Raw genomic sequence first — 19,821 nt, 5'->3', positions numbered from 1 at the left:
TAGTTTTATATAGTGTATTAGGGATGGGTGAAAATGAACTCTGTTAAATTAATTGTTGATGCACAAGCATTAATAGGAGAAGGTCCTTGTTGGGATCCTGATAAAAAAATACTATACTGGGTAGATATTATTGGTAAGAAATTGCACATATTTAACCCAAGAGAAAATGTGGATCGTGTAATATATGTCAATGAGTATGTTAGTAGTGTGGTAGTAAGAGAATCTGGTGGTTTATTGTTAACTACACAAAACGGAATAAATTTTTTTGATATTAAAGAGGAAATGATGATACCTATACTTAATCCAGAAATTCATTTAAAAAATAATCGATTTAATGATGGAAAGTGTGATCCTGCTGGTCGTTTTTGGGCAGGTACGATGGACTTTAATGGACAAAAAAATTGTGGATCACTTTATCGATTAAATCATAATTTAGAAATCACAAAGGTAAAAGAGAAGGTTAGTATATCAAATGGTATAGCGTGGTCCCCGAACGATGATATAATGTATTATGTTGATTCACCGACAAGACAAGTAGTAGCCTTCGATTATGATAATGAATCAGGAAAGATTGACAACGAAAGAGTAGTAATAAAATTCGAAGATAAAGAAGGAATACCCGATGGTGTAACTACAGATATGGAAGGCAAAATTTGGATTGCACACTGGGGAGGTTCTAAAGTTACAAGATGGAACCCCGAAATAGGAAAATTACTCGAAGTTATACCTATACCAGTGCTAAATGTATCATCTTGTGTTTTCGGTGGGGAAAAAATGAATGAATTATATATAACTACATCAAGATTAGATTTAAACAAAAATGATTTAGAAATTCAACCACTTGCAGGTGGCGTTTTTCGATTAGATACTAATATTGTTGGTACACAGTCGTATAAATTTAAAGGATGAAAATTATATTTAATTTTTTAATCATTAAATAATAAATGATATAACATAAAAGATGAAATTATTGTAGTAAACTCTGGAGGTAGTAGAATGAAAATCCTGAATTTTATTAATGATAATCAACAAACATTAGGTATTAAAACAGAAAAAGGAATCATAGATATAGAAAAAGCATTAACAATCCAACCGAATGAAAATATATCCAGTAACATAATGGACATTATTCAAGGTGGGGAGCCTGTTATCACGGAGCTTGAAAGTTATATTGAAGAATTACCACAAGATAAATATTATATGGTTGCAGAAAGTGACATTAGTTTTGGACCAGCTGTACCCTCACCGAATAAAATTATTTGTGTTGGCTTAAACTATCAAAAACATGCTGATGAAACTGGTTCCCCTTATCCGGAAACGCCAATACTCTTCACGAAATATAATAATACATTAACCGGTCATAAACAGAATATTGCTGTACCAAAGGTGACTAAAAAGCTAGATTATGAAGTGGAGTTAGGTATTGTTATAGGAAAGAAGACAAAAGATGTTGAAAAGGAAGAAGCACTTGATCATGTGTTTGGTTATGTAATAGCAAACGATTTGTCTGCAAGAGATTTACAATTTGTATCTTCACAATGGTTATTAGGTAAGAGTTGCGATGATTTTACTCCGATCGGCCCTTATTTAGTAACGCGTAACGAAGTAGATAATCCGAATAATTTATATTTGAAAACGTTTGTAAACGGTGAAGAAAGACAAAATTCAAATACATCAGATATGATCTTTCATTGCAATGAAATAATAAGCTATATTTCAAAGTATATGACATTGACTCCTGGAGATGTTGTTTTAACGGGTACACCGGAAGGCGTAGTAATGGGTATGCCAGAAGATAAGCAAGTATATATTCAACCAGGAGATGAAGTTACCGTAGAGATTGAGAAATTAGGTAGGTTAACGAGTCAGTTTATTAAAGATAAATAGACATAAAAAACTGGTGCTTGTCATGTAACAGAGTGAGCACCAGTTTTTTTGTGCATTTGAAAAAGAAAGCATTTTTTATTGTAGGTATTAGTTTAACAGTTAGTACTTTAAAAGAAAAACTTAGAATAAATCATGCTTCCATCGCTAATGTCTTTTCTTCCTTCCCTTTAATTCTCAGCTCTGTCTCTTTATCAAAGAAATGGCAGTTTTCCATATTAAAGGCTAATTCAAGTGTTGCTCCGCTCATAATTCCCGTACGGGCTTCAATGCGAGCGACAAAGTCCTCGTTGTTAATTTTAGAGTAAATAACGGTTTCAGAACCCATTAATTCAGCAACTTCAACATTTGCTGTGAATTTAGCGCTTGAAAAGACTCCATTAGATAGTGATTGATCGTGAATGTCTTCTGGACGAATGCCTAGTATCAAGTCTTTGTTTACGTATCCAGACTCCTTAAGAAATTTCATTTTTTCTTCAGGTACTTTGACGCTCGTTTCTCCCATTGTGAAAAAACCATCTGTTAACTTTCCATTCAAGAAATTCATGGAAGGAGAGCCAATAAATCCTCCCACAAACATGTTTTCTGGAAAATCATAAACTTCTTTCGGTGCACCGACCTGCTGAATGATACCATCCTTCATAACAACAAGCCTCGTGGCCATTGTCATTGCTTCGGTTTGATCATGTGTAACGTAAATCGTCGTTGTTTGCAATCGTTGGTGTAGCTTTTGGATTTCCGCACGCATCTGCACTCGTAGTTTAGCATCCAGATTAGACAGTGGCTCATCCATTAGGAAGACTTTTGCATCTCTTACGATCGCACGGCCAAGAGCTACACGTTGACGTTGCCCACCAGATAATGCTTTTGGCTTTCGATCCAAGAAATCTTCTAAACCTAAAATTTTAGCCGCATTGTGCACGCGTTCTTTAATTTCTGCTTTTTTAAATTTGCGTAGTTTTAGTCCGAAGGCCATGTTATCATACACATTCATATGCGGGTATAGAGCATAGTTTTGAAACACCATTGCAATGTCTCGATCTTTTGGCGCGACATCGTTCATTAATACATCATCAATATACAATTCTCCACTAGAAATTTCCTCTAATCCGGCTATCATACGTAATGTCGTTGATTTTCCACATCCAGAAGGTCCTACGAAAACAACGAATTCCTTATCATCAATATGTAAATTAAAATCCTCTACCGCAACAACATCTTTCCCATATACCTTTTTAATATTGTTTAGCTGCAATTCTGCCATTACAAGTACCCCCTAATTCATATTATTCTGTTGTTTTAATAATACTAAAACGTCAGATAATTCAAAATGGGTAACATGCATAAATTATTTTTTCTTTTTTATGCATGTTCACTAACTTTTTCAAATTCTTTTGCCAATAACGCCAGATACACAGCTTGAGCTTGATCAAATTGTTGGATATCAATACCTGTTTTTAAACGAAATTTATCAATTCGATATTGTAAGCTATTTCGATGCATATACATTTCTTTTGCTGTTACCGAAACATTTAAGTTACATTTGAAAAAGGTTTGAATCGTTTGTAACATGTTAGGATCTGCAACAAATTCGTCCAAAATTCCGGAAGTGATTTGTTCTCTTACACTTGTGTTTACTTGATTCATAAGAATATATGGAACGGCTTCTGGATAAGTAATAACAGTGAGCTTAGAGTGAGCAAATACAGTTTTGGCCGTAGCTTTCATCGTGTTATAGTAGGTGGAAACATTATGCAAGGAACGTTGATACAGACCGATAAAAAATTTAATGTTCACATATAAATCACTCGTCAAAACATTAATAATTTGTTTGAAATTGATATCTTCATCGGATACGGATTTCTCTTCAATTATGACTCCTTCGTGTTCGTTTTCCCATAGAATTGGGACGGACTTTGAAAAAAGCGCTTGTATTGCTTCGAGAAAAGCTGTTGGATCGACTTCATTATCTGCCAATTGAAAATAAATAAAACGAAAAGTGGCTTTTGTTTCATTTGGTTCATTTTGATTTGCACCACTTATTCGTTTCCTCCATTTATCCTCTTCGACTGTAGGGGTAGGCAGATTAGCATTAAAAGGGGTCAAAAACGTAGCTAACAACGTATTGTCTTTTTGTGTCAGCTCTTTTTTATGAATACCGATAGGCAGTTGATCTGTTGTTAAAAACCATACGTATTGTTTCGTTTTGTTTCTATCGTTTGGGAACTGTGTTAAAAGGGAAGGGAATAGCCTTTGTAACGTGTTAATCATTTAACTACCCTCATTTCATCATAAATAACATGTAAAATTAATAGGAACTAAAATATTGTTAGCTCGATATTTAAGTATAATAAAGTGAGCAAGATTAGGAAGATTGCTTCCCACGTCTTGCGTACTCATACGCTTCTAACAGTAAATCTACAATGTGAACGGCTCTGATCTGATCAGCCAAGCCTTCCCGCTCAATACCTAATTTCATTTGTAGCAGACAGCCTGGATTAGCTGTTACAATTGTTTTTGCTTTTGTTTTAATTGTTTGCTTCATTTTATAACCCAATATTTGCATAGACATATCGGGTTCAATCATGTTGTAAATGCCTGCTGAGCCACAGCAACGATCTGCATCCTGCATCTCTACATATTGAGCACCTTTAATAGAATTTAATAATTGTCGCGGCTCCGTAAATGTTTTTTGACCATTTTTTAAATGACATGAATCTTGATAAGTAATAATTTGTTCGTCAAGCTGAAGTGCAAGCTTATGAAAATCGAGTTCAATTAATATTCTAGAAATATCCATGATCCTATTGGTGAAAAACCTCGCACGTTCACTCCATGCGGGGTCATCCTTTAATAGATACGTATAATCAACGAGAAATGCACCACATCCACCGGCATTTGTAATAATATAATCTGCTTCCATTTGTTCAAATGCTTCAATATTACGTTTTGCCATCTCCCTCGCTCGATCTTGTTCGCCACTATGCCCATGCAAAGCTCCACAACAGCCTTGAGATTGTGGAATGACGATTTCACAGCCGGCGTATTGTAATAATTTTGTTGTTGCATCATTTGTATGCATAAACATCGTATCCATAAGGCAACCAGAAAAGAAGGCGACTTTTTTTTGCTGTTTAGTATACGGTTTTAAATGACTTGGCCTTCTTTTTAATTCCTTTCGCTTTGGAACTTCAGGAATTACTTTTTCCATAGCTTGCAAATGGGCGGGAAAAAGCTTCATAAATCCAACCCTTCTGGCTGTTTGTTGAATCCCAGATCGCTGATACAATCCTAGTAAACTTGTAAGGCCAATCATGCGGTTTTGGTAGGGAAAAAGGTTGTTAAACGAAGCCTTGCGTATCCACTTTTCAAAAATAGATTGTTGATTATTTTGATAAATAGCGTCACGTGCTTGTTCTAGCAGATGACCAAACTGTACTCCTGATGGACAAACAGGCTCACATGCTCGGCACCCAAGACAAAGATCGATTGATCGTTTTACTTCTTCACTCGGTTCAATTGTTCCGTCTACGAGTCCTTTCATAATCGCAATTCGTCCTCGAGGAGAATGCACTTCATCACCTGTTTCTACATATGTAGGACAGCTTGGCAAACAAAAGCCACACCGCGTGCAGTTAAGAATTTCGTCATAATCCATTTTGGTTTTAAACGCTGCTTGTATTCGAGACTTTTCTTGTACATCCATTGGTAACCCCTCACAATTCTTATTCAAGTATTGTAAATATCTTGCCAGGATTCATAATGTTATTCGGGTCAAGTGCTTGCTTAATACTACGCATGGCGGCAATACCCGCTTTTCCGGCTTTCAAATGTAAGTAAGGGAGCTTCATTGCTCCTACACCATGTTCTCCAGTAATTGTTCCTCCAAGAGATATTGCAGCTTCAAATATTTCTCCAAGCGCTTGCTCCACACGAGTCATTTCTTCTGTATCTCGAGCGTCGGTTAGACAGGTTGGATGTAAATTACCATCACCAGCATGACCGAACGTACAAATGGTTAAATTATACTTTTCAGCAATTACTCCGATGGCGCGTACCATGTTAGCAATTTCGGATCGGGGAACGGTCGCGTCTTCAAGAATTGTCGTTGGTTTTAGCCTTGATAGTGCGGACAAAGCAGTGCGTCTTGCTGCTGTTAGATCGTTTGCTTCTTCTTCGGTTTCAGCAATCGTTACTTGAAAAGCGTTGTTCTGTTCACAGAGTGCTGCGATTAAAGACATATCTTGCTGGACAATTTGCAGTGGGCCGTCTTGTTCAATAAGTAAAACAGCTTCCGCATATGTCGGCAATCCGATCTTAGCAAAATCCTCTACAACTTGTAATGTGTGTCGATCTAAAAACTCTAAAGTAGCAGGGATGATTCGGTTAGCAATAATTGAAGAAACAGATTCTGCAGCTTTTTCTATATCATCGTATAATGCTAACATCGTTTGTTTTGTTTCCGGTTTTGGAATAAGCTTTAAAATAGCTTCTGTTATAATACCGAGTGTCCCTTCTGAACCAACGTATAAACTCGTTAAGTCATAACCAGCAACGTCCTTCGCTAATTTGCCGCCTGTTCGAATAACTTCTCCATTCGGTAGAACGATTTCAAGGCCTAAAACGTAATCTTTTGTAACACCATACTTTAATCCGCGCAAGCCTCCTGAGTTTTCGCTAATATTTCCACCTATTTGAGAGATGTGCATTGAACCAGGATCTGGCGGATAAAATAGACCGATAGACTCGGCTGCTTCATGGATGGTTTTCGTATAAACGCCAGGTTGAACCGTCATCGTCAGATTCTCTTCGTCAATTTCTACTATTTTATTCATTTTATTAAGTAAGAGCACAATTCCACCTTTAAGTGGTGTCGTTCCAGCACATAAATTAGTACCTGAACCACGAGGGATAATTGGAACCTTTTCGTTATTGCACAATTCAACAATGGCAGCGACTTCCTTTGTGTTTGCTGGTGTAACAACTGCGTCGGGCATCGCTTGAAATTGGGCTGTCGAATCATACGAATAGGCTAAGAGAGAAGCATTGTCCATTCGGATATTTTTTGCACCTATAATACCTTTTAGTTGTTCAATAAATTGCTTTGTGAGCATATGATGTCTCCTTTAGTTAAATAATAGGAAAAGAAACGGAATCCATTTGCTTGCAGTAATAAGGAATTCAAGAGAAGAGAACATTAATTTAAAGTTTTGGTATCCGGAAAATATTGTAGAAGGAGAAACTTACTGACATTTCCGCTCATGTTGGAGAGTATTCCTAATTTTCCACACATACATCCGAAAACACAAAATTTTTTACACTTAACTTTATTTTAATGGAAATATTCAGAAAGATATATGTATAATAACACAAAAAATATATTTTTTTACTTTTAATATTTGGATGTTCATCTAAAAAGGTGCGTCGTAATGATTTATTTCGGTATTTCTTCTAATAAAAGGAAAGCGAGATGAAAGGCGGTAAGTGCGTGTACTTCTCTTGGGTTTAAATTCGTTCTTTTATAAATTTTATTTAAACGGTAATGCAACGTATTGATATGAATATGGAGCTCATTTGCAGTTTCCTTTAGTTGCAAGTCGTTTTTTATATACGTTGCTAATGTATTCATCAGTACTGTGTCTCGTATAATTGGTTGTAAAACGTGGTGGATAAAACCAGATTTCGTTGTTGGTTGTATTTCTGTCAATAAAATATCTAGCAAAAGATCGTCATAAAACGTAATTGGCTGTAAGCAAGCTTTCAATGCTTTCATTGCCTGAGAGTAGGAGGTGTTTAGCGAACGAAAGTTTGTTTCGTTACCGATCCCAATTTGGACTTCTATTTGAAACTCACTTTCAACATAACGCTGAAATGCCTGCATGTATTTCGAAAGGTTAGCCGAGTTCTTTTGGTGCTTGTCTTCTAGGATAAGGAGTAATTTATTCGTTTCCCATTTTAAAACAGTTTCTGCAAGCTCGGTTTCGAGCCAAGCTTTGCAGCTAGAAATAATTGCGGCGAGCTGTTGCTCTTTGTTTGCTTTTATTAATACTACAATACACCTTTTTGTTGCCTCTGTGTTAAATCCTAATACGTGTGCTCTTTTAAGAAATGCTTCATCGTAGTTGTTCTCTAGCTGCAACCAATCGAATACAAAGCGTTCTAAAATACGTTCCTTCCATTCCGTTTCTTGGATAAATATACTTTCTTTAATAAGTAACTCGGTCATTTTTTGCATTAAGGAGCCAAAAGGAACTACTTTGTCGGGATTACCTGTAATTCCAATCGTGCCGATTACGTTTCCTTGAATGATGATTGGTAAGTTTATTCCAGCCTTTACACCTTGCATCTCTTTTTCATCTTCAATTGAGATAATTGTTTTCGTTCCGCTTTTAATAGCTTTATCGGCTCCTTCGTGAAAATTACCAACGCGGTTAGGCAGTGTGCTAGCGATGACGATTGCTTTTTTGTTAACGATAATCATATGTTCATTTATTAACCGACGTGCTTGCTTTATAATTTTTTCTCCTAGTTTTTTTGTTATTTCCATCGTTTCACCTTCCTTGCGTATTGTTTCGATCTAATGTTTCTTCCTGTTTTCTAATTGCAATGCTTTGCGCTTCAGGCGGTCGCTTTCCGCGGGCATGGGCTTGAGCCTCCTCGCTCGCAAAAAAGGCTCTCTGTGGGGTCTCAAGTCACATGCTTACCCGCAGGAGTCGCCGACTTGCGCTTCAAGCAGCTTATTCCTTTGTAATAAATGATTGCATTAAAATTTGACGTGTCACTGTAGGTTTTTCTGGGACTATCTTTTTCCTCTTGCTTTCCTTGCTTTTTATACATTGTGTAAATTGTATCGGGATTTAGTAGAAATGTCGAAAAAAAGCAGGTATTATTGATATACATTTTGTTATAATTGCCTTAAGCATTAGCTGTTTGTATCCGATATAAAAAAGGAGCATTTGTATGTTTAATCAACATCCATTCGTCCGATGGATTAATCGATTATCTCCGGTTCAAATTTTATTGTTTTTTTATTTAATAGCGATTGTAATTTCCACCATTTTATTGGCTTTGCCAATTGCACATCAAAAGGGAGTACATATCCCATTTATTGATATATTGTTTACCGCCGTAAGCGCCTTCAGCGTGACAGGACTAAGTACAATAACCGTTGCAGATACACTTAGTACGACAGGTATACTATTTCTCGCGATTACTTTGCAATTAGGTGCAGTAGGTGTTATGGCAATTGGTACATTGATTTGGGTTATTTTAGGAAAGAAAATCGGCTTAAAAGAAAGACGTTTAATTATGACCGATCAAAATCAAACAAATTTTGAAGGCATGGTCCGCCTTATTATTCAAATCATTTACGTATTATTTATTATCGAATTTATTTTTTTCATTGTATTGGGCATTTATTATTTAAAATACTTTTCTACAGCTCAAGAAGCTTTTTTTCATAGCTTTTTCGCTACGATTAGTGCAATTACAAATGGCGGCTTCGACATTACTGGGCAGTCACTGCATCTATATTACGATGATTATTTTGTTCAAACGATGCATATTTTGCTTATTATTTTTGGTGCAATCGGATTTCCTGTGTTGGTTGAAGTAAAGGAGTTTGTCCTTGCTAAGGGAGAAGAAAGGAAGTATATGCGGTTTAGTTTGTTTACAAAAGTAACGACGACAACATTTTTCTCTCTTATTGTAATTGGAACGATACTTATTTATTTACTTGACATGAATCACTTTTTTGCAGGAAAGCCATGGCATGAAAGTTTGTTTTACTCCTTGTTTCAGTCCGTTACAACGAGAAGTGCTGGTTTATCTACAATGGATGTAAATATGCTCACTGAACAAAATCATTTACTTATGTCCTTTTTAATGTTTATTGGAGCTTCTCCTAGCAGTGCAGGGGGAGGGATTCGTACGACAACATTTGCTTTAGTTGTTATTTTTATAGTTACATATGCTAGAGGTGGAAAGAGTATCCGCCTATTTAAACGTGAAGTATACGATGAGGATTTACTAAAAGCTGTAACTGTAACGTTAATGGCGGTAATGTTCGTATTTACGTCTTTGCTTATTTTACTTATTGTTGAGCCATTTCCGATTATGAAGCTTTTGTTTGAAGTAACCTCTGCATTTGGAACAGTTGGTTTATCTTTAGGAATTACGGGTGAGTTAACGACATTTAGCAAAATAATTTTAATGATATTAATGTTTATTGGCAGAGTGGGCATTTTAACCTTTTTACTTACGTTTAAAACGCGCAAACAAAACGGCAAAGTTCATTATCCTAAGGAGAAAATTATTATCGGCTGATACGGTAGGGAGTGGTCATCGATGGGGAAAAAGCACGATCATATAATTGAAACCAAAGTATTAAATGCGATAAATGAAGCAGTCTTATTTGTCCATGAAGATGGTACCGTTCTACGTAAAAATAATGCAGCTCGAACGTTATTTAATCTAGGGACAAATAAGGTCGTATCCATTTATGAGTTACTGGACTTTGCAGATGTGATCGGTCATAAAGAAGTGAACGTCATTTTGGAATTGAAAAAACAGTTAGGCAGCTGGGTGAAAGTAAAATCATTGCAAATTGAACAGGAACAATATTGTTTAATAGTGCGAAAACTGTCTTTAAAAGATAAAATGAATGGAATAGATAGATTTTTTCAATCGTTTATAGAAGCAAGTGAAGAAGGCATGATTATTCATGACGGGGAAAAGATTATCGATTGTGATGCAACATTTGCCCGTATGTTCGGCTATAAGGAAGCAGAAGTAAAGGGTCAAAGGATGACAACTTTTTTTAGAAAAAAGCGTTATAAAAATAATAGCATTGTAAAAAAGGCGAATGAGTACACCGGTATAAAAAAGAATGGAACAACTTTTTATGTAGAAGTTATCGGTCAATCGTATTTTCAAGATGATGTAATCCGTGTTGAATTTATAAAGGATATTTCAGAACGGATCCAATATGAACGACAAATTGAACTTATGGCCTATTACGATGAATTAACAGGGCTACCGAACCGGAATTATTTTATGAGTGAATTAGAAGCGACGCTCGAGCACGTAAAATTATCGGATGAATTAATTGCTGTGCATTTTATCGATTTGGATTACTTTAAGGAAATAAACGATACATTAGGTTACGATTTTGGGGATAAATTATTACAAGCTTGTGCAAATCGTTTACGTACTTTTTCCGATCAGAATCCGTTTATTGCTCGTATGGGTGGGGATGAATTTTTGGTTTTGCAACGAAATATCCGAGATGTAAATATGGTCACACAGTTTGCCGAGCATTTAATTTCTGAATTTGAAACACCGATAAAAATTTCTGGTTATGAAATGGTTATTTCCGTTAGTATTGGAATTAGTATTTACCCAAATCACGGTAGAAATGTTCAAGATTTAATTAAGCACGCCAACTCTGCCATGTATGTAACGAAGGAAGAACATCGCAACAATTATCATGTTTTTGAAGCTTCAATATCACGAAGGTTTAAACAAATGCTTATGATGGAAAATGATTTACGCAAAGCATTAAAAAAAGGTCAATTCGAATTACACTATCAGCCTCAAAAAAACATTAAGACGAAGAAAGTTGTTGGAATGGAAGCTTTGTTAAGGTGGAAGCATCCAATAAAAGGTTATATTCCACCGATGGAGTTTATTCCGCTGGCTGAAAAAACGGGTCTTATTATTGAGATTGGTGATTGGGTAATGAATGAAGCGTGTAAACAGAACAAACGATGGCAGGATGAAGGGTTTGACCCAATTGTTATTAGCGTTAACTTATCAGTAAAGCAATTTCATCAAAAGAATCTGGTTAATAAAACGAAGCAAATCTTGCAAGAAACAGGGCTTGAAGCTCAATATTTAGAATTGGAATTAACGGAAAGCATGGCAATGGCAAATGATCGAAATATTCTTGATACAATTGAATCGTTACGACAGTTAGGGGTTAGTGTATCTATCGATGATTTTGGAACGGGCTATTCTTCATTAAAATATTTAAGTTTTTTCCCGATAACGAAGTTGAAAATAGACAAGATGTTTATGGATGAAAAGCAGGAGCAGAATAAGGCGATTGTAAAATCAATTATCCATATGTCCCATTCCTTGAATATGAAAGTGATTGCTGAGGGCGTAGAAACAATCGAACAGCTGAATTTCTTACGCGACGAAAATTGCGATGAGATCCAAGGGTTCTATTTCAGCAAGCCATTGCCGCCACATCGATTAACAAAGTTCTTTCGGCATTAATTACATACGCTCTGTTTTGGCTGAAAGGATAGGGCTGCTTGTATTTCAGTTGTATAAATAACTTTATTTCGTTAAAAATTATTGGTATGATATGAGGAAGTAAGTAGGATCTGTTATTTATTATAAAATATAGTTGGAAAAGATTGTAGAAGGGAGTGCACGTTCATGCTAGAAGTTGCGTTTAGTATTGTATGTTTAGGAATTGTAGCACTAAATATCGGTTATTGTTTATTTGATCACGAGTAAAAAATTGGAAGCAAAGGATTGAACGATAATCGATCTTTGCTTCCAATTTGTTTAAATTAAATAAACCTCGTTAATTTATCTTGTCAATTCCCATTCTTTAAACGGGTAAATAATGAATTCTGATCTGCCAATGATCTCATTTCTGTCAATAAAGCCTAATCCATTCCTACTGTCCTTACTAATCGCCCGATTATCTCCCATAACGTAATAACTTTGAGAAGGTACTTGAATTGGGCCGAAATTACCCGTAAGAAGCTTGGCTGATTCTGTGATAAATGGTTGTTTTTGTTCGATACCATTAATATACAGAACATGATCCTTCATTTCTATCGTTTCCTCTGGTAGTGCGATTATCCGTTTGACATAATTTTTATGCGGCCGCTTTATAATAACGATGTCACCACGGTCAGGTTCTGATATAATATAAATGAATTTATTGAAAATTACCCTCTCCCCATCTTCAAGAGCGGGATCCATGCTTTCACCTTCAACAATCGACGTAGCAAAGACAAAAGATCGTAAAAAGAATGCAAGCAGGAGGGCGATAACAATAGCTTTTCCCCATTCGATCCATTCATTATCCTTTTTTGTTTCACTCACTGATGACATCCTCTCTAACAGCGTATGTAAATCATATTCTATAGTAGCATAGACTTTAATTTGTTTCGAATTCAATTTTATGTGGTAATAGCATTATATACAGATAAACTTAGGTTTTGTCATACAAAAACATGGACAAGGTTCATTTTCACATGTATATTGTATAAAGTAATGAAATGTTCGTTACGTACAATATAACATATCTAGGACATAAGTCGTAAATAAACTGTGTATTTCAAAGATAATATGTTAGAGTATACTAATATTAATAGAGGGAGTGAACCTTTACATTTATGGGTTCCAACGATTTGATACTAAAACAAATTGAAATATTACGAAATCAAATGACGGAAATCGCTTTTACTAAGGGCTTTACGAGTGAGGAATCGATAGAGGTCAGTCAAAGACTTGATCAATTATTAAACTTGTACAGTCGGATGAACGTTAAGGCAAAAGCTAAAAGTAGTTAAATTTTCCGAGTAAACCTACTCTCACTAATTATTTTTGTAATATTCAGTAAGTTAGTTAATGAGGCTCTTATTCAGTTGTATACGAACCATTTAAACGGCCGGTGGGATGAAACGAGTAATTGCTAACGAGAACTTTACCGAAATTCGCATCACTCTATTTAGAAGCAGGGTGTGCGATCTGTAAAGTAGAATATTGGATTTAATAGACGAATATGGAATCAATCTCCTCTTTATCGTTGAGCTCTAATAACGATGTAAGGGGTTTTTTTAATGTCTACACTTACAATCTGTTACTTTTAAGGGGTACAAGCAATTTTTAAACTTAGCTAGAGTATAATATATCGAAATAATGCGAAAAATAGAAGCTAAGGCACAACTAGAGATACTTCCATAAGAAAATATAGGAATGATTTTGAATGGCAGAAGGAAAGCAACTGACGCAATAGCGATATTTAAATTTTATTTATTTGTTTATGGAAAGGGCAGTCGATAATTATGAGTTGGATAAAGACAGAGCATTTCCCGTCTTTAGGAATTACAGAAGAACATTTAATATTTGCCATTGTCTTTAGTAGTACGTGTATATTCTTCTTATTATTTTATCCGTTGGTTAACTGGTTTATTAGTCAAAAACTACAAAAGATGATCACTTATATTATTAGCAGTTTATTTGTTGTCGTTATTTATTTGCTGCTCATTGTTATGAATGAAATGTTTCATGTTTACTTTTTAAAAATAATCTTGCAAGCCATTTCTTTTTTTGGCTTATTCGTTGTGGGAGGGTACTTATTCCTACAGGTTAAGCGAAAATTTACTTCACACTAATATAAATAAATACGTATTGAAAAGGTTCACACTGCTTGTTTTGTATGAACCTTTTCAACTTTTAATTGTTAATTTGTCCGTTTTGGTGGCCACTCCATTTTCCCTAACGAGGAAGGTGTATAATAAGACGAAGAATACGTTTTTCGAAAAGGGGAGGGTTGCCTTTTCGGCTTCCAGTCTATATAGCTGTAGATGACCTTTTTTGCATAGGAGAGAGGCATTTTCGTCTGTGGGTTTCGAAAGCTTTGATCGAGTGCACCTAAATGAGTCAAGAATTTAAAATCCTCTTTAGATGGGGGGATATGGAAATAATAATCCGCAACTTTCACAAGCAATGTAGAATGTTGATTACTAAATTTTGGGTGCTTAGAAAAATGCAGCCCCATTTTTTTTGCGCGTTTTTCTTTTAATAAACGATGGATCGCTTCTTTTTTTATAAAATACAAATGCTGTGGTTCTGGTGCAGTCTTTGCATGGCGATTAATCGTATAGATGGCCTTAGCCAATTCATTTAATGAATGCGTTTGAGTCAAAAGGGTGCCTCCTAACATACGAGTTGATTTCTTTTAAGCTTAACGGAAAGCTTGTCCGCTTGCAATAATAATACTATTTGCTTGAGTCAAGTTCGGAGGGTGCAAATTTTCAAAGAAAAATATTACCTTTTTTTATAAAAATTGCTTTTGAGGTGATATTTTTCGAAATACGTTCCCGTGCATGGTAAAATGAATGACATTGAAGCGTTTCTTGATTCTTGGGAACGTACTCGGGAGGTACTACAGTTATGAGTATATCCATACGCAATTCAATGAAACTTGGTAAATTTAGAGCATGTGAAGTTGTAGCGGGTCATGAAGGGTTGGACAAGGTAGTAGAAAATATTACGATTATGGAAGTGCCAGACATCGTTAAATGGTTAAAGGGACGCGAATTAATTTTAACGTCTTTATTTGCAATTAAAGACGATGCTGATGCGCAAAATTTGTTAATTCAACAACTGTATTATGCAGGAGCTTCCGCACTAGCAATTAAACCGTTTGAATCAATGAAAGGTATTCCAAATGTTATTATTCAAAGCGCTAATAAACTTGGATTTCCAGTTATTCAAATTCCTGAGCACGTAAAATATTTAGATATTTTATCACCAGTTATGCATCAAATCTTTAATGAAAAAGTAGTTTTGCAAGAAAACTTGGAACAGGCCACAAACATGCTCCAAGAAATTTCATTGCATGCACAAGGGTTGAATGCTTTTGTAAAAACTATGGCCCACCTTACACGAAACATCGTTACAATTGAAAGCGAATTTTCATATATCCCAACGCCACAGCCTGAAAAAGATATATGTACGTTATCAAACGATCAAAAGCATGAGCTATCCGTAATAAAGCGCCCGATCCGTTATGAACGTACGTATGGTGACGTTGTCGTCCCGTGCATTGTAGCACCAATAATTGTTGACAACGATTACTATGGGAACATTACTTGTTGGGCTGTTAAGCATGATCATTTAGCAATGGATTTAGCTGTATTAGAGAAAGCATCTACCTTAGTTTCGCTAGAGTTTTTACGATTAAAAGTTAAGTATGATGTCGAACAACAGTATAAAAATGAATTTATGAGGGAATTGCTATTTAATAAAAGCTTGACGGAACAGGATTTAGTAGAAAGAGGCGCTCGTTATGAAATTTATCGAGAAGAACAGTATGTTTGTATATTGTTAGAGGAAGTACACGAGTTGAATGATGCATCTCTTTCAAAGGATAAGCAACTAAATAAAATAGAAGTACAAACGATTCTCCAAAAAAAATGGCCAACTGTTTTAGTAGGGGTCATTAGAGGGTTAATTTGTATTATTGTCCCTATAGATAAAGCAGATGTTCATGCAACTTGTAATGCCGTATGGGAGCAAATTCGATATTACTGTAGAAAGAATATACACTTCGTTTTAGGTGTTGGAGAGCAGAGTGCGGGACCTAAAGGAATTCGGACTAGTTTTTTTCAAGCTGAGCAAGCACTTCAGCTTACAAAAACGTTACAAGTACAAGAGGATATTATTTATTATGATCAATTAGGTGCTTTTCGCTTGTTAAGTCCGCTATTAGGCCAAAAAGAGCTAGAGGAGTTTTATGAAGATACGATTGGAAGACTAGTCGACCAGGATCCAAAAAAAGAATTAATTAAAACTTTAAAAATGTACTTTCTTTGTAATGAGTCGTTAAAGGATACGGCTAACGCATTGTTTATCCATGTTAATACGTTAAAATATCGTCTTAAAAGAGTAGAAGAGCTTACAGGTTATCACATACGAAAGACAGAGGAAAAAACAAGTTTATTTTTAGGGTTAAAAATTTTTGAGTTGCTTCAATTTAAAGAGGAAGATAACTAATACTCATTTGTCTTATTAGCTAAATTAAAGCGCTTTAATTTGTACCATTGTGACATTCCAATCTTCAGAAAATAAATTATAATTAATGTTAAGTTATTATTAGTGATTTTTCCGCAAAATTAGATTACAATTTGTAAGGAAAAGAAACGAGGGGGAAGGATAAATGAACATCAAAAGAGCTTTAGTTTTTGCAGCTATGCTAACTGTACTCGTTCTTGCTGCATGCGGTGGAGGCAACGATGCAAGTGACAAGGATGAAGAGAAAGCGGCTACTGATGGTGAAGTAATATCAATTACTTTAAGTCATAATCAGCCATTGGAAAGTCCAGAGCATGCGGGTGCTGCTGCTTTTAAGGAACATATTGAAGAAGCATCAGAAGGAAAAGTGGAAGTAGAGCTTTTTCCTGCTTCACAGCTTGGAAGTTTAAGAGAACAAATTGAACAAACGCAAGTAGGTGAAATTGATATTACGATGCAACCATCTGCGTTCGTTACACCATTTGTTGATGATGTTAAAGTCGTTGATCTTCCTTATTTATGGCCAGCTGATGCAGAGCAAATGTATGCTGTGTTAGATAGTGAGGTTGGCGATGATATTTTAGCTACATTGGAGCAAGGTGGATTTAAAGGGCTAGGTTTTTGGCCTGGAGGGTACAAGCTCTTTACAACAGGTGACAAGGAAATACATGGTCCTGATGATTTTAAAGGATTGAAGATGCGTGTTATGTCTTCACCGCTATTAGAAGGCCAATATAAGCTGTGGGGTGCAAACCCTACAATGATTGAATATGCGGAGGTTTACAATTCATTGCAACAAGGTGTTGTAGATGGACAGGAAAACCCGCTTCAATCGATATACTTAAACAATTATCATGAAGTACAGGATTACGTTATTGAAAGCTATCATGGAACGATGACCTATTTATTTATGGCGAACAAAGGTTGGTACGAAGGACTTTCAGAAGAAGTTCAAGGTCTTGTACAAGAAGCTGAAAAAGCTGGAAAAGAAGCTGCTAGAAAAGCGCTTGTCGAAACTGAAGATGAATTTCGTCAAAATATAATTGATTCAGGTGTTAATTATTACAAATTAACAGAAGAAGAAATTGAACAATTTAAAGAGGTATCTGTTCCTTTCCACGAGGAAGCATATGGAGAGCCAGAACAGTTAGAATTACTTCAGAAAATCAAGGATAAGATTGAAGAAGTAGCCAACTAATCAGTTTAATTGGATGAAAGCATTAAAAACAAGGAGTTAGTTCACTTCTTTATTGATACTAATTCCTTGTTTTTGTCTTTCATTCTTTAACAAAGAACGTGAAAGGGTGAATGCGTTGACTATATTAAAAAAAACCGAAGAAATGTTTGTTGGTATTAGTATAATGGGTGTTACACTTTTATTATTTGTTAACATAATCCTACGTTATTTTTTTAGTGCAGGAATTACGTGGGCAGAAGAATTAATACGGTACGTAATTATATGGATTACCTTTCTTGGATCGGCAATATGCTTTCGGAGGGGTATTCATGTAGGGATCGATTTATTAATGGATTATTTGCCGAAATCTGGTAAAAAAATAGTTCAGCTGCTCATTTATTTTATTTCCATTCTTTTTATGCTTTTATTAATAAAGTACGGGTTTGAGCTTGTTGCTTTCAGTATGAATACGAGTCAAGTATCACCAGCACTGCAAGTTCCAATGTATTGGGTATATTTGGCTATTCCGATAGGAGCTATCCTATCGCTATTTCATTTATTTATACAGGCCGTTACAATGATTCGTAATTTTAAAACAAGCTAATATAGAAGGGGAATTATAAATAATGATCACTGCATTAATAGCTTTAATTGTTATCTTATTACTCGGTAGTGTACCGATATTTGTAGCGTTAGGAACTGCTTCGTTTTTAGCGGTTATATTGTTTAGTGATATTCAACCGATGTTACTTATCCAACGATTAGTTGGTGGGTTGGATCAATTTGCTTTAATGGCTTTGCCACTCTTTATTTTAGCTGCAAATATAATGGATGGTGGCGGTTTATCAAAGAGGATTTTACGATTTGCACGTGCACTTGTTGGTCATTTATCAGGTGGGGTTGCTATGACGACACAGGTTTCGAGCATGTTCTTTGGAGCCCTTTCAGGTTCCGGTCCAGCGACGGTAATTGCAATAGGTAAAATTATGTATCCCGAATTGCTTCGTGGCGGCTATAGTAAATCATTTTCATCTGGATTACTTGCTTCTTCAGGGGCAGTGTCGCTTATTATTCCTCCAAGTATAACACTCATCATTTACGGTTCCGTTACAGGAGTATCTGTAGGCAGTTTATTTATTGCTGGTATAGGAGCGGGTGCTCTGTTCGGTATATCATCGATCGTTTATATTTATTTATATGCTAAAAGAAACCAAATACCAAAAGATAAAAAAGCGACAAAAAGAGAAGTGTTAGAAACGACTCGCAAGGCTGGTTGGGCATTGCTCATACCTATCATAATACTCGGTGGTATTTATAGTGGTATGTTTACTCCGACAGAGGCAGCGGGGGTTTCCGCGGTTTATGCACTTATTATTAGCTTTTTTGTATATCGAGAAATGACTTTTAAAAAGTTTTATAAAATATGTGTAGAATCAGCAGTTACAACTGCACAAGTATTAGTTCTAGTTGCAGCTGCACAAGTTCTTGGCTGGTTATTAACGAGAGGTCAAGTGCCACAATTAATAGCGACTTTTATCGCCGAAAATATATCGACTCCTATTTTATTTTTGTTATTGTTTAATGTTCTTTTACTAGTTTTAGGGATGTTTATTGAAGGTGTCGCAGCAATTATTGTAGTTGCTCCGCTCGTATTTTCTGCGGCAGTAGCATTAGGTATTGATCCAGTTCATTTAGGTATAATTATGATTGCTAACCTTGCGATCGGAATGTATACACCTCCATTTGGATTAAATATTTTCGTTACACAGACAATAACGAAGACGAGTATGAAGGAAATGCTACCAGGAGTTCTGTCGTTCTTAGGATTTAATCTACTAGCATTACTCATTATAACGTATATTCCAGATGTCTCGTTGTTTTTATTGAAAATCTTAGAATAAAATACCGTACATTGTTTTTGAAAAATGTTCCAA

At 35.6% G+C, this 19,821-nt stretch carries 17 protein-coding genes; 10 read left to right on the top strand and 7 right to left on the bottom strand.

The genetic code is table 11. From position 1 onward, the window contains the following. Positions 1–33: 33 nt before the first annotated feature. The gene (locus ACLIBH_RS03925) at positions 34–909 is read left to right on the top strand and encodes an SMP-30/gluconolactonase/LRE family protein (RefSeq protein ID WP_439315385.1); all 876 of its coding nucleotides are present in this window, start codon (positions 34–36) and stop codon (positions 907–909) included. An 87-nt stretch (positions 910–996) separates the two neighbouring features. Next, positions 997–1,887, top strand: a complete 891-nt coding sequence (locus tag ACLIBH_RS03920; RefSeq protein ID WP_439315384.1) for a fumarylacetoacetate hydrolase family protein — start codon at positions 997–999, stop codon at positions 1,885–1,887. Positions 1,888–2,017: 130 nt separating this feature from the next. Here ACLIBH_RS03920 and ACLIBH_RS03915 read toward each other — a convergent pair whose 3' ends face one another. The 5 genes from ACLIBH_RS03915 to ACLIBH_RS03895 form a co-directional block, all read right to left on the bottom strand. Next, the gene (locus ACLIBH_RS03915; RefSeq protein WP_439315383.1) at positions 2,018–3,148 is read right to left on the bottom strand and encodes an ABC transporter ATP-binding protein; all 1,131 of its coding nucleotides are present in this window, start codon (positions 3,146–3,148) and stop codon (positions 2,018–2,020) included. A gap of 98 nt (positions 3,149–3,246) precedes the next feature. Further along, entirely contained in the window at positions 3,247–4,155 is a 909-nt protein-coding gene (locus ACLIBH_RS03910) for a PucR family transcriptional regulator (RefSeq protein ID WP_439315382.1), read from the bottom strand. 94 nt (positions 4,156–4,249) lie between these two features. After that, positions 4,250–5,590 carry a (Fe-S)-binding protein gene (locus tag ACLIBH_RS03905; RefSeq protein ID WP_439315381.1) on the bottom strand — a complete coding sequence of 447 codons (1,341 nt, stop codon included), beginning with the start codon at positions 5,588–5,590 and terminating at the stop codon, positions 4,250–4,252. Between the two features lie 19 nt (positions 5,591–5,609). Then, entirely contained in the window at positions 5,610–6,998 is a 1,389-nt protein-coding gene (gene glcD, locus ACLIBH_RS03900) for a glycolate oxidase subunit GlcD (RefSeq protein WP_439315380.1), read from the bottom strand. A 320-nt stretch (positions 6,999–7,318) separates the two neighbouring features. Next, positions 7,319–8,431 carry a CdaR family transcriptional regulator gene (locus ACLIBH_RS03895; protein WP_439315379.1) on the bottom strand — a complete coding sequence of 371 codons (1,113 nt, stop codon included), beginning with the start codon at positions 8,429–8,431 and terminating at the stop codon, positions 7,319–7,321. A gap of 413 nt (positions 8,432–8,844) precedes the next feature. Between ACLIBH_RS03895 and ACLIBH_RS03890 the strand changes: the two genes are divergently transcribed. Together ACLIBH_RS03890 and ACLIBH_RS03885 are read left to right on the top strand one after the other, a co-directional pair. Next, a complete protein-coding gene (locus ACLIBH_RS03890; RefSeq protein WP_439315378.1) occupies positions 8,845–10,209 on the top strand; it encodes a TrkH family potassium uptake protein in 1,365 nt (454 codons plus the stop codon). 21 nt (positions 10,210–10,230) lie between these two features. Beyond that, positions 10,231–12,165, top strand: a complete 1,935-nt coding sequence (locus ACLIBH_RS03885; RefSeq protein WP_439315377.1) for a sensor domain-containing protein — start codon at positions 10,231–10,233, stop codon at positions 12,163–12,165. 321 nt (positions 12,166–12,486) lie between these two features. Here ACLIBH_RS03885 and lepB read toward each other — a convergent pair whose 3' ends face one another. Next, on the bottom strand, positions 12,487–13,011 hold the full coding sequence (gene lepB / locus ACLIBH_RS03880; protein WP_439315376.1) for a signal peptidase I: 525 nt from the start codon (positions 13,009–13,011) through the stop codon (positions 12,487–12,489). 293 nt (positions 13,012–13,304) lie between these two features. Here lepB and ACLIBH_RS03875 point away from each other — a divergent pair, with 293 nt between their 5' ends. Together ACLIBH_RS03875 and ACLIBH_RS03870 are read left to right on the top strand one after the other, a co-directional pair. Further along, positions 13,305–13,481, top strand: coding sequence for a Spo0E family sporulation regulatory protein-aspartic acid phosphatase (locus ACLIBH_RS03875; protein WP_439315375.1), 177 nt, complete (start codon positions 13,305–13,307; stop codon positions 13,479–13,481). Positions 13,482–13,976: 495 nt separating this feature from the next. Beyond that, complete coding sequence (locus tag ACLIBH_RS03870; RefSeq protein WP_439315374.1) at positions 13,977–14,306, top strand: hypothetical protein; 330 nt, start codon at positions 13,977–13,979, stop codon at positions 14,304–14,306. 68 nt (positions 14,307–14,374) lie between these two features. Here ACLIBH_RS03870 and ACLIBH_RS03865 read toward each other — a convergent pair whose 3' ends face one another. Further along, a complete protein-coding gene (locus tag ACLIBH_RS03865; RefSeq protein ID WP_439315373.1) occupies positions 14,375–14,839 on the bottom strand; it encodes a YkyB family protein in 465 nt (154 codons plus the stop codon). Between the two features lie 248 nt (positions 14,840–15,087). On the opposite strand from ACLIBH_RS03865, the gene ACLIBH_RS03860 reads away from it, so the two are divergent. The 4 genes from ACLIBH_RS03860 (at position 15,088) to ACLIBH_RS03845 (ending at position 19,788) form a co-directional block, all read left to right on the top strand. After that, entirely contained in the window at positions 15,088–16,692 is a 1,605-nt protein-coding gene (locus ACLIBH_RS03860; RefSeq protein ID WP_439315372.1) for a PucR family transcriptional regulator, read from the top strand. Positions 16,693–16,855: 163 nt separating this feature from the next. Beyond that, on the top strand, positions 16,856–17,908 hold the full coding sequence (locus tag ACLIBH_RS03855; protein WP_439315371.1) for a DctP family TRAP transporter solute-binding subunit: 1,053 nt from the start codon (positions 16,856–16,858) through the stop codon (positions 17,906–17,908). A gap of 115 nt (positions 17,909–18,023) precedes the next feature. Further along, positions 18,024–18,491: a TRAP transporter small permease gene (locus ACLIBH_RS03850; RefSeq protein ID WP_439315370.1), complete on the top strand. Its 468-nt coding sequence runs from the start codon at positions 18,024–18,026 to the stop codon at positions 18,489–18,491. Positions 18,492–18,513: 22 nt separating this feature from the next. Beyond that, the gene (locus tag ACLIBH_RS03845; protein WP_439315369.1) at positions 18,514–19,788 is read left to right on the top strand and encodes a TRAP transporter large permease; all 1,275 of its coding nucleotides are present in this window, start codon (positions 18,514–18,516) and stop codon (positions 19,786–19,788) included. Positions 19,789–19,821: the final 33 nt, after the last annotated feature.

This window comes from Virgibacillus sp. W0430 (assembly GCF_051846935.1).
Classification (GTDB): Bacteria; Bacillota; Bacilli; order Bacillales; family Amphibacillaceae; genus JBPYCR01.
The sequence above is the reverse complement of the archived record's forward strand: the minus strand, read 5'-3'. Positions and strand labels throughout refer to the sequence as shown.

What these genes read in the sequence shown, in the direction of transcription:
- ACLIBH_RS03915 (WP_439315383.1), bottom strand. Translation starts at nt 3,148, where the DNA reads ATGGCAGAATTGCAGCTAAACAATATTAAAAAGGTATATGGGAAAGAT.
- ACLIBH_RS03875 (WP_439315375.1), top strand. Translation starts at nt 13,305, where the DNA reads ATGGGTTCCAACGATTTGATACTAAAACAAATTGAAATATTACGAAAT.
- ACLIBH_RS03845 (WP_439315369.1), top strand. Translation starts at nt 18,514, where the DNA reads ATGATCACTGCATTAATAGCTTTAATTGTTATCTTATTACTCGGTAGT.
- glcD (WP_439315380.1), bottom strand. Translation starts at nt 6,998, where the DNA reads ATGCTCACAAAGCAATTTATTGAACAACTAAAAGGTATTATAGGTGCA.
- ACLIBH_RS03895 (WP_439315379.1), bottom strand. Translation starts at nt 8,431, where the DNA reads ATGGAAATAACAAAAAAACTAGGAGAAAAAATTATAAAGCAAGCACGT.
- ACLIBH_RS03860 (WP_439315372.1), top strand. Translation starts at nt 15,088, where the DNA reads ATGAGTATATCCATACGCAATTCAATGAAACTTGGTAAATTTAGAGCA.
- ACLIBH_RS03905 (WP_439315381.1), bottom strand. Translation starts at nt 5,590, where the DNA reads ATGGATGTACAAGAAAAGTCTCGAATACAAGCAGCGTTTAAAACCAAA.
- ACLIBH_RS03885 (WP_439315377.1), top strand. Translation starts at nt 10,231, where the DNA reads ATGGGGAAAAAGCACGATCATATAATTGAAACCAAAGTATTAAATGCG.
- ACLIBH_RS03890 (WP_439315378.1), top strand. Translation starts at nt 8,845, where the DNA reads ATGTTTAATCAACATCCATTCGTCCGATGGATTAATCGATTATCTCCG.
- ACLIBH_RS03910 (WP_439315382.1), bottom strand. Translation starts at nt 4,155, where the DNA reads ATGATTAACACGTTACAAAGGCTATTCCCTTCCCTTTTAACACAGTTC.
- ACLIBH_RS03855 (WP_439315371.1), top strand. Translation starts at nt 16,856, where the DNA reads ATGAACATCAAAAGAGCTTTAGTTTTTGCAGCTATGCTAACTGTACTC.
- ACLIBH_RS03925 (WP_439315385.1), top strand. Translation starts at nt 34, where the DNA reads ATGAACTCTGTTAAATTAATTGTTGATGCACAAGCATTAATAGGAGAA.
- ACLIBH_RS03870 (WP_439315374.1), top strand. Translation starts at nt 13,977, where the DNA reads ATGAGTTGGATAAAGACAGAGCATTTCCCGTCTTTAGGAATTACAGAA.
- ACLIBH_RS03920 (WP_439315384.1), top strand. Translation starts at nt 997, where the DNA reads ATGAAAATCCTGAATTTTATTAATGATAATCAACAAACATTAGGTATT.